The sequence below is a fragment of the Flavobacterium gelatinilyticum genome (assembly GCF_027111295.1).
GTDB lineage: Bacteria > Bacteroidota > Bacteroidia > Flavobacteriales > Flavobacteriaceae > Flavobacterium > Flavobacterium gelatinilyticum.
In genome coordinates this window covers 5,633,057-5,647,723 of sequence record NZ_CP114287.1, presented here as the reverse complement: position 1 = coordinate 5,647,723, position 14,667 = coordinate 5,633,057, and the positions used below count along the sequence as shown (strand labels likewise).

The following is a 14,667-nucleotide window of genomic DNA, read 5'->3' as shown; positions in this document are numbered from 1 at the left end:
CATCGCACACAACTGTACTTTTGAAACACAATTATTTTTAAAGTTTCAAAACAGAATATCATGATAAGTACCAAATTAAGTCCGTTAGTGCAGTTTGGATTAACCTCTAAAGAACGTGTTGAAAATGCCCTGGAACAACTCAGAAACGGAAAAGGAATTATTGTAACCGATGACGAAAACCGCGAAAACGAAGGCGACCTGATCTTTTCTGCCCATCATATGAATGTTCCGGATATGGCTTTGATGATCCGTGAATGCAGTGGTATTGTTTGTTTGTGTTTAACCAATGAAAAAGCCGATGAACTGGAACTTCCTTACATGGTAAAAGAAAACACCAGTAGTTTTCAAACACCCTTTACCATTACTATTGAAGCCAGAAAAGGGGTTACGACAGGCGTATCGGCAAAAGATCGCATCACTACTATTAAAACGGCAATTGCTGCAAACGCAATACCGGAAGATCTCGCAAGACCCGGACATATTTTTCCGTTACGCGCCAAAAACAACGGCGTTCTCGAAAGAAATGGCCATACAGAAGGCAGTGTCGATTTAATGAAACTGGCAGGTTTACAGCCGGAAGCCGTTCTCTGCGAGTTAATGAACGAAGATGGCAGTATGGCGAAACAGGACAAAATCATTAGCTTTGCACAACAACACGATTTAGCGGTTCTTACTATCGAAGATATTATCTATTACCGCAAATTCGTTAGAGATTACAAGTAAATGATATACAAACAGCTTGGCACTTATATCCGAAAAAGCATTGACGTTTCTGATGAAGATCTGGAAACCATCCTTTCCTGTTTCAAACACATAAAAAAGCCTAAAAACGAAATTTTACTGGCGCAGGGACAAATCAGTCATGAAACATTTTTTGTGGCAAAAGGCTGTCTGCGTATCTTTTTTATCAATGAAGAAGGAAAAGACGTAACCCGATACATTGCTTTCGAAAACCAAATGGCCACAGCTTTAGTCAGCTTTATTACCAAAATGCCTGCCGCAGAAAACGTTCAGGTTATCGAAAAATCAGAACTCCTGACCATCTCACACGAAGACTTTAAGCATCTCATGACAATTATCCCGCAATGGCGTGAGTTTTACAGCAATTATCTCGAAAAAGCCTACGTAAACAATGCCAATCGCCTGATGTCGTTTACTACTATGGATGCTTTGGAACGCTATAACCAGCTTTTAAAAATAAATCCAGCGATTGTAAAACGCCTGCCAAACAAGATTGTAGCTTCTTATATTAATATCTCTCAGGAGACTTTGAGCCGATTGAAGTCTAAAGTTTGATTTTATTTTGATTGTGGAGTACTTGCGGAGATGTTTCCTTCGTTGACATGACAAACTGTATGGAAATACTTTTGCTAAAAAATCTGTTTAAATCTGCATGAAACCTCTTGAACACATTTTAAATAAAAAAGCCGAATCTTAAAAATAGATTCGGCTTATGGTATTTATGATTCGCAGCTGCTGCAGGTAACCAGACTTGTAACCAATTCTTTCGAAACACTTTGGCTTCTTTGGTAATACAAACTCTTAACTCCTTGCTGCCAGGCTTCAATCATTAAACGGTTTACCTCTTTAATAGCCAGCTCTGCCGGAATATTAAGATTCAAACTCTGTCCCTGATCTACGAATTTCTGACGAATTCCTGCTTGCTGTACAATTTCTAACTGACTGATTTCTTTAAAAGTTTTAAAAACATCTTTCTCAGCCTGAGTCAATTGTTCCATATGCTGTACACTTCCTCCGTTTAGCATAATGCCTCTCCACACTTCTTCGTTATCTAAACCTTTTTCTTCAAGCAGTTTTTTAAGGTATTTGTTTTTACGCATGAAATTTCCTTTGCTTAAACCAGCTTTGTAATAATTACTGCTGAAAGGTTCAATTCCTGGTGAAGTCTGTCCTAAAATAGCCGAAGACGAAGTCGTAGGTGCAATTGCCATTGTTGTAGTATTACGTCTTCCGTATCCTTTCAACAATTCCGGTTCACCGTAAATTCTCGCTAATTCCTGACTTGCCTTATCGGCTTTATCGCTGATGTGTTTGAATATTTCAGTCGTTTTCATTTTAGCCTCTAATCCTTCAAATGGAATCATGTTTTTCTGTAAATACGAATGCCATCCTAAAACGCCCAAACCTAAAGCACGGTGTCTTTTAGCAAACTTATTCGCTGCCGCAAGATAATAGTTGCCTTCTGTTTTTTCGATGAATTCCTGTAAAACAGCATCTAAGAAAAAGATCGCCAGTTTTACCGCTTCTGTGTCTTTCCATTCTTCATAAAGCTCAAGGTTCATTGAAGAAAGACAGCATATAAACGATTCATCGTGGCTTGATGGCAGCATGATTTCGCTGCAAAGGTTACTGGCATTGATTCTCAGGTTTTGGTCTTTGTAAACCTGAGGTTTATTTTTGTTTACATTATCACTGAAGAAAATGTATGGAAGTCCTTTTTGCTGACGGCTTTCTAGTACTTTCGCCCAAACCTGTCTTTTATCTGTATCGCCGTCAATCATTTCCTGCATCCAGTAATCCGGCACACAGATTCCGGTAAATAAATTTTGAATTGGGTTTCCGATACTTTTAATTTTCAAAAATTCTTCGATATCCGGATGGTCAATATCTAAATACGCAGCAAATGCACCACGACGCACACCGCCCTGCGAAATCGTATCCATAGCCGTATCAAAAAGTTTCATGAAACTAACAGCCCCGCTGCTTTTTCCATTATCGGTTACGGCACTTCCGCGTTCACGAAGTTCTCCAAAATAACCGGAAGTTCCCCCTCCAATTTTGGTCTGCATGATTACTTCGCCCAATTTATGTGTAATTCCTTCAATTTTATCCGGAACGTGTACGTTAAAGCAAGAAATAGGAAGTCCTCTTTCGGTTCCCATATTGGCCCAAACCGGAGAACTGATACTCATCCATCCGCGTTCGATCATTTCTACAAAAGATTCTTTTAATTCCGGTTTGTATAATCTTCTGGCAGCTGCTGTACATATTCTGTCAATTGCACCTTCAACAGTTTCGCCTTTTAAAAGATAACCGCGATTTAAAATCTGCTCACTTTCTGAGTTTTTCCACCACATTTTGTTTCCGCTTTCATTTTGCGAAATACTATTTACTTCATTTGTATCTATTGTATTCATAATAATTGTCTGCTTGTTAGAAAAGATCGTTTGCCGTTATACTTTTATCGTGTTTGGTATATTCTACTGGTCGTTTTGCAAAGAAATCATCCAGACTGTTGGCAAAAACTTCTTCTTCAAACCAGGCAAGCGCTTTGTAATCTTCTGCAGGCACATCAAAAATGGTTGGGATATTGATTTGTTTTAAACTCTCATCAATTCTAAATTTCATAAAATTAACAAGGTCACCTTTTTTAATACTTTCAATTTCACCTTCTTCAAATATCCAGTCTAATATGTCAGATTCGACTGCGATAGAATCTTTAACCGTTTCTCTGATCAGGTTTAATGTAGCATCATCAAAATAATCCGGAAATTCTTCTCTGATTTTATTGATGATATAAATACCGCCGTTTGCGTGAATCTGCTCATCGATAGAAGTCCAGGCAATAATGTTGCTTACATTTTTCATGTAACCTTTAAATCTTGTAAAAGACAACAAAATGGCAAACTGGCTGAATAGAGAAACATTTTCGATCAGGATGCTGAATAAAATCAGCGAAACCATATATTTACGATTATCCTGAGAACGGGTATCTTTTAAAACATTTGAAAGATAATCGACACGTCTGCGGATTACCGGAACTTCAAGAAGTTTTTCAAATTCGTCATTATAACCCAAAACTTCCAAAAGACGCGAATAAGCCTCAGAATGTCTGAACTCACATTCAGCGAAAGTGCTTCCCAAACCATTGAATTCCGGTTTTGGAAAATGCTCGTAGATGTTTCCCCAAAAACTCTTTACGGCAACTTCTATTTGTGCAATAGCAAGCAGACTGTTTTTTACTGCAGTTTTTTCAGCTAAAGACAAGTGAGCATGAAAATCCTGAGTATCAGCAGTAAAATCAACTTCGGTGTGAACCCAATACGCTTTATTTATCGCTTCTGTAAATTGTAAAACCTCCGGGTATTCAAAAGGTTTATAATTGACTCTTTTATCAAATATAGACATATTATATAGTATTTAACGGTGACTAAAAAAGGAATAAAAAACACAGCAATTGGGGACGTATTTCTGTGCTTTCGATCATTACAAAATTAATCCGCTTATCCGCTTTTGACTAGGTTTTCATGTTAAAAATCAAATCAATTATCAACAAGAAAAAATGCTGCAAAACCATTAAGAAAACAATTTCTTAACGACGAGATAATTTGACGTAGTTGTCGAATTATCAGTTATTTAAATTAAATCTAAATAGAATTCGCAACACTAAAAAAGCCGATATTGTCCAAATTGAAAAAACAGTTATCAACAGACATTGCGGAAATTTGACCCTTTTTTGCAAAAAAACGACCTTGTAAAAACGTCAATTTTGGTATTGGAATCAGTTTGAAAAAACAAAAGTGGAAAAATAAAGCCGGAACTCTAAAACAGCATTTAAAAGTCTAATTTATAATTATTTATAACAAATAAAAACAATTTTAATTGTGTATAAAATACATTTTTTTTATTTAAAAACCTGGATTTTTTTTACTTTTTTCTGTTCGTTTTCAAAAATTTATAACCTGATAAATTCTTCAATAAAAAATCTTCACGCGAGATTAAAATAAGATTAAAATCTCATTAGATTTCTACTTTTAAAGACAATAAAACTTGCGGGCAAAATATTAATCTTTACATTTGTCTTTATTTTGATTTATTCTAAATAGATATTATTCTCAAATTCTAATTTTGGAAATCAAATTCCAAATAAACAACATACCAAAAACATGAAAAAAAGTCTTTTTATTTCTTTGGCATTTGCAGCGACTTTGTTTGTAAATGCTCAGCAAAAAAATACGCTTTTAGAACAATCTTTCTGGAAAACCGCTCCGGATATCGAAAAAGTGAAAGCCGAAATAGCAAAAGGAAACAACCCTGCAGAATCTAATGTTAATGCTTTTGATGCTGCTACTCTGGCAATTAATAATGACGCACCCCTTGCGACTATCAAATTCTTAATCGATCAGCCGGGAAATAGTATTACCAAACTTACACATGACAATCGTATCTATCTGCACTGGGCGGCTTACAGAGGCAATACTGAATTGGTTGAATATCTTATTGGTAAAGGTTCTGATGTGCATTTTGAAGACAGCCACGGTACAGCTCCGGCAGATTTCGCTGCCTCAAACGGACAATCAAATCCGGCAATGTATGATGCGTTCTTTAAAGCTGGTGTAGATCCTAAGAAAAAATATGCAAATGGGGCAAATCTGCTTCTTTTAGCTATTGCTTCTGATAAAGATTTAAAAGCAGCCGATTATTTTACAACAAAAGGGATGTCTCTTAAAGATGTAGATAATAACGGAAACACCGCTTTTACTTATGCCGCAAGATCAGGAAATATCCCGCTTTTAAAAAAATTACTTGAAAAAGGCATCAAACCAACCGAAACGGCACTTTTAATTGCCGCACAGGGAAGCCGAAGAGAAACTAATACTATTGAAACCTATAAATATCTGGTTGAAGAGGTAAAAATCAAAGCCGCAGCTCAAAACAAAGCAGGACAAAATGTACTGCATATTTTAGCAGGAAAACCAAATCAGACCGAGATTATTCAGTACTTTTTAAACAAAGGTGTCGATGTTAACAAAGCAGATAAAGAAGGAAATACACCTGTAATGTCGGCCGCATCTGCAAGAGAAACAGCAGCTTTGGCACTTTTTCTTCCAAAAGCAAAAAACATTAATCTTCAAAATACAAAAGGAGAATCGGCTTTGACTTATGCTGTTCGATACGGAACCCCTGAAGCCGTAAATTTACTTTTGTCTACAGGTGCCGATGTGAATGTAAAAGACAAAGACGGAAACAATTTAGGCGTGTATTTAGTTCAGTCGTATCGTCCGGCAGGAAGAGACAAAGAAGCTGCTGATCCGTTTGATGCAAAAGCAAAACTGCTTCAGGATAAAGGTTTAAATCTTGCTGCAGCACAAAAAGACGGCAATACGTTATATCATATCGCGATTACAAAAAATGATGTGGCGCTTCTTAAAAAAATCACAGATCTTAAAGTAGATATAAATGCCAAAAACAAAGACAGTTTAACAGCATTACACAGAGCCGCGATGATTGCCAAAGATGATTCGGTTTTAAAATATCTTGTTTCTGCTGGTGCCAAAAAAGAAGTAACAACCGAGTTTGACGAAAGTGCTTATGCGCTGGCCAAAGAAAATGACCTTCTTACCAAAAATAATGTTTCGGTTGAGTTTTTAAAATAAAACAAATAATTAATACATCAATATTTGAAATTCCAAATTCCAAACTTACTTTTGAAATTTCAAGTTAATTAAGTTATGAGTTATAAGTCAAAAGTTCATTCTACAATAAACTTAAACCTATAACTCATAACTTTTAATCTTTAACTTATAACTTATATTAAATGAAATCTATATTAAAAATTGCTCTTACAAGTGCTTTTATCTTTTTATTTTCTTTTCAGTCCAACGCTCAGTCAGCCAAATACAAATGCATGCTGCAAATGAACAATTATATGGGAGAAGGTGCTTATATCGTGGTTTCACTTATAAATGCCAATAACGAATACGAAAAAACGCTTTATGTAATGGGTGATGACAAAAAATGGTACAAATCGCTAAAAGAATGGAATAAATTTCACACACAGAAATCTGAAGATATCAGCGCTAAAACCGGAGCTTCTGTTACCGGCGGAGACCGCAGTGTGACTACTATTGAAATCGAAAATTCTAAAATTAACAAAGGATATAAATTACGTTTCGAATCGGCTGTTGAAGATCAGAAATATTATGTAAGCGACCTTGAAATTCCGCTTACAACTGAAGGTCTTGCAGAAAAAACAGATGGCAAAGGTTACATCAAATACGTAAGACTTAACAAATTATAATACGATTACATTTCTAGAATACATTCAATGACTCTTTCTTTCTGGCGTTACGCACACCTGGCTCTGGCCTTGTTTTCTTCTGTTTTTTTGATTTTGGCTTCGGTTACCGGGATTATTCTGGCAGTCGATGCGGTGCAGGAAAAAACACTTCCGTACAAAGCTGCAGATTTTGATAAAATAACCCTGGGAGAAACCCTGCCGATCCTAAAAAAAGCGTATCCGGAAATTACAGAAGTAAGCGTAGATTACAACCAGTTTGTAACGCTTCAGGCTATTGATGCAGACGGAAATGACGTAAATGCCTATATCAATCCTAAAACAGGAAAAGTACTGGGAAAACCTGAAAAAAAAAGGGAATTCATTAAATGGATTACCGGATTCCACCGTTCGTTATTTCTTCATGAAACCGGACGTTTTTTTGTGGGTGCCATTTCTTTCTGTTTGTTACTAATATCTATTTCGGGTTTCGTGCTGGTTTTAAAAAGACAGCGTGGCATCCGAAATTTCTTTTCTAAAGTCATCAAAGAATATTTTGCACAATATTATCATGTTGTTTTAGGAAGGCTGGCTTTGATCCCTATTTTAATTATTGCCTTAACCGGAACGTATTTATCACTCGAAAGGTTTAATTTTTTTATGGGTGATGAAAAACCGAAACCGGTTAAAACGGAAATTTCGGCAAAAGCTAAAACGGTTTCTGTTTTTGAAACAACTTTATTATCTGAGGTTAAGAAAATTGAATTTCCATTTACAGATGATCCCGAAGAATATTATATTATTGAACTGAAAGACCGCGAAATCGAAGTGAATCAGGTTACCGGTGCTGTAACTTCTGAAAAAAAATCACCAATGACAGTTCAGTTTGCAGCTTTGAGTCTTGACCTTCATACAGGAAGGATTAACGGAATCTGGGCTGTAATTCTGGCTATTGCGTGTATCAATATTCTTTTCTTTATTTATTCGGGTTTTGCGATTACTTTAAAAAGAAAATCAAGCCGCATTAAAAATAAATTTAAAGCAGAGGAAAGTACTATTATTCTTTTGGCAGGTTCAGAAAACGGAAGCACTTTCCGCTTTGCTAATGCTATTCAGAAACAATTAATCAGCCACGGACATAAAGCTTTTATAACTGAACTGAATCGTTTTTCGGTTTACCCGAAAGCAGAACATATTATCGTTTTTTCTTCGACACACGGTTTAGGTGATGCACCTTCAAACGGAAATAAGTTCAAAACTTTGCTAGAAAAACAAAATCAGGACCAGAAAATCAATTTTTCTGTTGTTGGTTTTGGTTCGAAAGCTTATCCTGATTTCTGCGGATTTGCTATTGAAATCGACCAGCTTCTCGAAAAGCAAAACTGGGCAGAACGTTACTTGGATTTACAGACGGTAAACGATAAATCGGCTGTAGAGTTTGTAGACTGGGTAAAATTATGGAGCACCAAAACGGGAATTGTCTTATCGACAACGCCTTCTTTGTATAATCATGTGCCAAAAGGACTTCAAAAATTAATGGTTTTAGATAAAACTCCTATTTCTGAAACCGAACATACTTTTATCCTGACGCTTAGAGCCAGTTCACGAACCAAATTTATCTCAGGTGATTTACTGGCTGTTTATCCGGCAAACGATTCAAGAGAACGCCTCTACTCTATCGGGAATCATTCAGGCAATGTACAATTGGTTGTAAAACTGCACCCAAACGGATTGGGTTCAGGATATTTGAATACTTTAGAACCGGGTGATGTTATTAAAGCCAGAATCCTGAAAAATCCTGCTTTTTATCTGCCAAAGAAAGCGCCAAAAGCAGCTTTTATATCCAACGGAACCGGAATTGCGCCTTTCCTCGGAATGATCGAACAAAATAAAGCGATGCAGGAAATCCATCTTTACAGCGGATTCAGAATGGAAACGCCTACTCTACTGGCTTATAAAAAGTTCGCTATGGTAATGAAACAAAAGGAACATCTTGTTGATTTTCACGTAGCTTTATCTCGCGAAGCAAAGCAAATTTATGTAATGGATCTGATTAGAAGGGATACGGTCTTTTTTATGGATTTACTAAAACAAGGCGGTGTAATTATGATCTGCGGTTCTCTTGCTATGCAGCAGGATGTTGAAGCGATCCTTAATGATTTATGTATGTCAAACGGAATTAAAACTCTGGCTGAATACAAAGAAAACGGTCAGTTATTAACGGATTGTTATTAGAATTTAGATTGCAGATTTTAGATTTTAGATTTTAGATTGTAGATTTTAGATTGCAGATTATAATTTCTGAGTTTTAGAATATGTATTTTTAATTTTTAATTTTTAATTTTTAATTTTTAATTCATACAAAAAATCCCATCGGGGCGACCGGCTTTTCTTAAAAAATAGTATGCTTAAATTATTGTCTCATAAAATCCTTTTGCTGTTTTTCGTAACGATCTGTTTTTCGGCAAATTCGCAGATCTTACGAAAAAGAACCACACTGCTTATGGGCGGACGTTTCGACATAAGCATTGTAGATAAAGATTCGCTTTCTGCAGAGCAAAATATCGACATTGTAATTGCCGAAATCACCAGAATTGAAAACCTTATTTCGGATTGGAAACCGGATTCGCAGGTTTCTCAAGTCAATCAAAATGCCGGAATACAACCCATAAAAGTAGACAGAGAAGTTTTTGAACTGGCACAAAGAGCCCTTAAACTTTCGGAAATCACGAATGGTGGTTTTGACGTAAGTTTTGCTGCAATGGACAGAATCTGGAAATTTGACGGTTCAATGACCGAAATGCCTTCGGCAGAAGCCATAAAAAAATCAGTGGAAAAAGTCGGTTATAAAAACATTATTCTGGACAGCGTTCAATCGACCATTTTTCTAAAATTAAAAGGAATGAAAATTGGTTTTGGTGCTTTGGGCGAAGGATATGCGACCGATAAATGCCGTTCCATGATGATTGAAAAAGGCGTACCAGCCGGAATTATTAACGGTTCGGGCGATATGAGCACCTGGGGAAAACAACCTAATGGAAAAGACTGGAAAATCGGTATCACGAATCCGTTTCATCCTGAAAAAATCCTGACTGCCATTCCTTTAAAAGAAGGTGCTGTAACAACTTCCGGCAGTTATGAAAAGTTTGTGGTTTTTAACGGCAAACGCTATTCGCATATTATAAATCCTGCAACCGGATATCCTGCAGCCGGTTTATGCAGTATAACAGTCTTTGGTCCCAATGCCGAAACCGCTAACGGACTCAGTACTTCTATGATGGTTCTGGGTCAGAAAGAAGGCCTGCTTTTACTCCAAAAATTCCCCGAATACAGCTGTGTTATGATTACAGATAAAGGGAAAACGATTCAATCTAAAAATTTTACTTATAAATTATAGGTTAGAAGTTATGAGTTAAGATCTAAAAATTAAACCCTAAAAACCTCATTACCAATAATATATTCCGAATCCTAACAGGTTTTTAAAACCTGTTAGGTATTACACTTAAGAGCTCTGCAGATCAAAATTCCTGTCTAAACAATTTAAACCTGACATATTTAAATTCGTCAAAATTTGTTATATCTAATTTTATTTAGATAACGTAAAAACATACCTAACAGGTTTTGAAAACCTGTTAGGATTTCCCTCCTAACTTCTATTTTTTACACTCATATCTAACATTAAAACCTCTAATGTAAATCTAATAATCTTCTAACGCGTTTATTTAGATTAAATTTAAATTATCATATAAGTTTGCTGCTCTATCTAAATCAGTATACTTCAATATGAGAATTCTTTACTTTCTCCTTTTCATGATAAGCATTTCCAGTTGGTCTCAAACCGGAAAAATTACAGGAAAAGTAACCTTTACCAATAACGAAACAGCTCTTGGAGCTTCTATACAAGTTTCAGGAACACAAAAATTTGCCGTTGTAGACAACGATGGACAATTTGAAATAAAAGGTCTGGCTTACGGAAATTACACGTTGGAAATTTCTTCTATGGAGGCCAAAGCCAAATCTGTCAAAGTAGTACTGAATAATCCTACGCAGCAGATTAGCATTTCTTTGGAAAAAATTACAGATCCAAAAATTTTAAAAGAAGTATTAATCCAGAAAAAGTCAGTTAAAAAAGAAATCGTAGAAAAAGGTTTCTCTGTAAATGTGATCGAAACTCAGGAAGCTGCCAAACGAAATATACAAACCAACGATTTATTAGGACAATCAATGGGTGTTCGTATCAGGCAGAACGGTGGTTTGGGCTCAAATGTCACCTATAACCTAAACGGAATGACGGGCAACGCTATTCGTATTTTTATTGACGGAATCCCTATTTCTACTTATGGTTCATCTTTTAATTTAAACAGTATTCCTCCGGCTTTAATTGATCGAATTGAAGTTTACAAAGGCGTTATTCCGGCTCATTTGGCCGATGATGCTTTGGGCGGTGCAATTAATGTTATTCTGAAAAAAGGAGCCAGAAATTCTTTAAATGCATCTATTTCTTACGGATCGTTTAATACTACACAATCTAATTTTAATACCACTTTTAGGAACAAATCAGGGTTTACCGTAAAAGGTTCAGGTTTTTACAATTACTCTGATAACGATTATGAAATCTGGGGAAAATTTGCTTTTAACATTCTGCCTAACGGTCAAAAGGAATTTATAAAAGTAAAACGTTTTGAAGATGCTTACCGTTCTTACGGAGGACGTGTTGAAGTTGGTTTTACAGATGTAAACTGGGCAGATACTTTCTTAGTAGGCTTTAATGCTTCTGATGATTATAATGAAATCCAGAACGGACAAGCCATGTCAAGACCTTATAAAGGCAGGTTTACCGAATCTGATGCACAGGTAATAAGTCTTAATTATGCTAAAAAAGATTTTATTGTAAAAGGATTGGAATTTACTGTTAATTCCGTTTTTAGCCAAAGAGGACAAGTTTTAAGCGATACAGTCAAATATAACTACAACTGGTTTAATGAGAAAGTTCGCGGACTTAAGGGTGAATATCTTATGACACCACAGGGCGCACAACAGGGACCAGCTACAATTTTACATTTTAATGATAAAATTTTCAGTACCAGAGCCAACCTTAATTATAACATAACCGAAAATCACAGAATCGTATTGGGTACGATGCTTTACTCTTTTGACAGAAATGAGTTTGACGAAATGAAATCGCAGCTGGAAAGGGATTTTCAGCAAAAACGAGACCTTCAGAAAAACATTTTATCAATGGCTTACGAATTGGAAGCTTTTAACTCTCGTTTAAGAACCAATTTATTTGGAAAACGTTACAATCAAAGAACAGAACAGAGAACTCCGATTATTACATCTGTAAATGGACAAAACGCTATCGAGGAAAAAATAGAAAACAACAGCACAACTTTTTACGGATACGGATTAGCCAGTTCTTATTTTATTGTTCCAAAAGTAATGCTGATGTTATCTGCTGAAAAAGCAATACGACTTCCGTCTGAAAATGAAATTTTTGGTAATCCCGGCGAAAACCAAAGTGCCAGCAGTTCTTTAAAACCTGAACAAAGTAACAATCTCAATGCCGGTTTGCGATTTGGTCCCTATACCATCAACGATCATAAATTTAGTTTTAACGGATCTGGTTTCTGGAGAAATACGAGAGATAAAATTGTCCGCGATTTCAGCAACCGTGTAAATGAAGCTTTAGAGGTTGCCCCGTCTGTCAATTTAGGAAAAGCCCAGTCTCTTGGATATGAAGCAGCAGTAGAATATTCAAACAACAACAGATTGTTCATTAGTATGAATATGTCAAAATTCAATTCGTTATTTAAAGACCAGTACGATGCAAACGGAAAACAATTGGATCATTATAATAAACAATATCCTAATGAGCCGTTTTTCAATATTAACGCAAATGCACAGTACAATTTTAAAAATGTACTGCAGAAAAATTCACAGCTGAATCTTTATTACAACTTTGGTTTTGTGGGAGAATTTTATACAAACTGGCTGAGTATGGAAAGCAGCAAAGTACCTGACCAGTTCCCGCATGATTTAGGACTGAGCTATGTTTTTCCAAACAAAAACTTCATCGCCAGTTTTGATGCCAAAAACATAACAAACCAGCAGGTCTACGATAACTTTGCGGTTCAAAAACCGGGAAGAGCATTCTATTTAAAGATAAACTATACAATCAATAAATTTTAGTAACTAATTAATTTTTTTAAAGCAATAAATATGAAAAAAAGTACATTCAAATTACTTGCATGCGGATTGGTCTTTACCACATTCGCACTTACGACAAGCTGCAGCAGTGACGATAATAAAAATGAAGAAACTCCGGTAGATCCAATTCCCGAAGAAAGCAGATGGATTACGGTTGCGGGAGCTATCATGCAGGAAGCTCCTGGAGACGGAAACGGAGGAACCAAAATTTACGCTGTCAGCAAAGAAGATGCTAAAAATCCAAACGTTTCTATTAACGTTTATGATAATGGCGAGTCTGTTCAATCAAACAGAACAGCGCGTTTACAATCATCTGTAGATGGTAATACTTTATTCAACATTACGTATACAGGTGCTAACGGCGGTGAATTCATGACTTACAGTGTAAACGGAGCTAAAAATTTCGTACAGTCAGGGGCTACAGTAAATATTTCTCAATATGCAGGAACTTCGCCAAGATGGGTAAAACTTTTTGATGGTGACAAAACCGGAATTGCGGTAAATGTTACGGCTCCTGTGGTAGTTACAGAAGATGACGGAAAAACATACAAGCATACCAGAGGTTCGGCTACTGTTTTAAGCTTAGATCTTCAAAAGTTTTTAATTTCTGATTACGGACAGTATCAGATTCCTTTAACTCCGGAAGAAGAAATTAAAGGACACCATATTTTCCGTTTAGATGCTCCAACCTTAAATAAGGCCGGAGATAAATTAATCATTGGAACGTGGATGCGTAAAACAAATCCATCTACAGGAACAAATGAAAGCGCATTTGAGCGTTTAGGTTCTAAGTCTGTAGTGGTTGATTATCCTTCATTGTTAAATCCAAAAGTTATTACTTCTACAGTAGGTTTTGGTGATACCAGCGGTTACAGAAGTTTCAACAGCTTTGTGGCAAACGACGGAAACATCTATCAGGCAACGCAGAGAGATACAGAAAAAGGGTCTTACATCTTAAAAATCAACCAAAACAACGAATATGACAATTCATATGTTTTAAGTTTAGATGCACAGCTTGGTGTTAAAGGTTCTTATATCGATGCATGGAGATATGTTGCAAACGGAATTGCTTACGCAGTTTACCACCACGAAGGCAGCGATCAGGGTTATGTAGCAAGACTTGATTTAAATGCTAAAACAGCTAAACTAGTTGAAGGCATCGCTTACGATACTGCCTTAGATTTTGGTCAGTACCAAGGTTTCGTAGTTGACGGAAACGAATTATACATTGCCGTAACTCCGGTTGGAAAAGATGGAAACATCTACATCATTGACTCTGTAACAGGAGCCGTAACAAAAGGAGCTACATTAGTAAACAAAGCAGGAAACCACTACATAGGTGTTTTCTAAAACGATAACTCGAGTTATTGCTATAGTAATTCTTGAATTTTTTTTTAATGGTGACATTCCGCTTCTCAATGGAGCGGAATGTTTTTTTTTAA

Annotated in this window: 10 protein-coding genes; 8 read left to right on the top strand and 2 right to left on the bottom strand. The window is 36.1% G+C overall.

Annotated features, from left to right (window positions below):
* The first annotated feature begins 60 nt into the window (after positions 1 to 60).
* Positions 61 to 723, top strand: coding sequence for a 3,4-dihydroxy-2-butanone-4-phosphate synthase (gene ribB / locus OZP11_RS24215; protein ID WP_281233058.1), 663 nt, complete (start codon positions 61 to 63; stop codon positions 721 to 723).
* Positions 724 to 1,296 (top strand): Crp/Fnr family transcriptional regulator, encoded by a 573-nt coding sequence (locus tag OZP11_RS24210; protein WP_281233057.1) that lies wholly within the window; start codon positions 724 to 726, stop codon positions 1,294 to 1,296.
* Between the two features lie 164 nt (positions 1,297 to 1,460).
* Here OZP11_RS24210 and OZP11_RS24205 read toward each other — a convergent pair whose 3' ends face one another.
* Positions 1,461 to 3,158: a ribonucleoside-diphosphate reductase subunit alpha gene (locus OZP11_RS24205; RefSeq protein WP_281233056.1), complete on the bottom strand. Its 1,698-nt coding sequence runs from the start codon at positions 3,156 to 3,158 to the stop codon at positions 1,461 to 1,463.
* A 16-nt stretch (positions 3,159 to 3,174) separates the two neighbouring features.
* Entirely contained in the window at positions 3,175 to 4,149 is a 975-nt protein-coding gene (locus tag OZP11_RS24200) for a ribonucleotide-diphosphate reductase subunit beta (RefSeq protein WP_281233055.1), read from the bottom strand.
* 758 nt (positions 4,150 to 4,907) lie between these two features.
* On the opposite strand from OZP11_RS24200, the gene OZP11_RS24195 reads away from it, so the two are divergent.
* From OZP11_RS24195 to OZP11_RS24170, 6 genes are all read left to right on the top strand, one after another.
* Complete coding sequence (locus OZP11_RS24195; protein WP_281233054.1) at positions 4,908 to 6,398, top strand: ankyrin repeat domain-containing protein; 1,491 nt, start codon at positions 4,908 to 4,910, stop codon at positions 6,396 to 6,398.
* A 161-nt stretch (positions 6,399 to 6,559) separates the two neighbouring features.
* Positions 6,560 to 7,042, top strand: a complete 483-nt coding sequence (locus OZP11_RS24190) for a DUF2271 domain-containing protein (protein WP_281233053.1) — start codon at positions 6,560 to 6,562, stop codon at positions 7,040 to 7,042.
* Between the two features lie 27 nt (positions 7,043 to 7,069).
* The gene (locus OZP11_RS24185) at positions 7,070 to 9,253 is read left to right on the top strand and encodes a PepSY domain-containing protein (protein ID WP_281233052.1); all 2,184 of its coding nucleotides are present in this window, start codon (positions 7,070 to 7,072) and stop codon (positions 9,251 to 9,253) included.
* A gap of 169 nt (positions 9,254 to 9,422) precedes the next feature.
* Entirely contained in the window at positions 9,423 to 10,415 is a 993-nt protein-coding gene (locus tag OZP11_RS24180; protein ID WP_281233051.1) for an FAD:protein FMN transferase, read from the top strand.
* A 386-nt stretch (positions 10,416 to 10,801) separates the two neighbouring features.
* Complete coding sequence (locus tag OZP11_RS24175; protein ID WP_281233050.1) at positions 10,802 to 13,207, top strand: TonB-dependent receptor; 2,406 nt, start codon at positions 10,802 to 10,804, stop codon at positions 13,205 to 13,207.
* Between the two features lie 30 nt (positions 13,208 to 13,237).
* The gene (locus OZP11_RS24170; protein WP_281233049.1) at positions 13,238 to 14,575 is read left to right on the top strand and encodes a DUF4374 domain-containing protein; all 1,338 of its coding nucleotides are present in this window, start codon (positions 13,238 to 13,240) and stop codon (positions 14,573 to 14,575) included.
* Positions 14,576 to 14,667 lie beyond the last annotated feature (92 nt).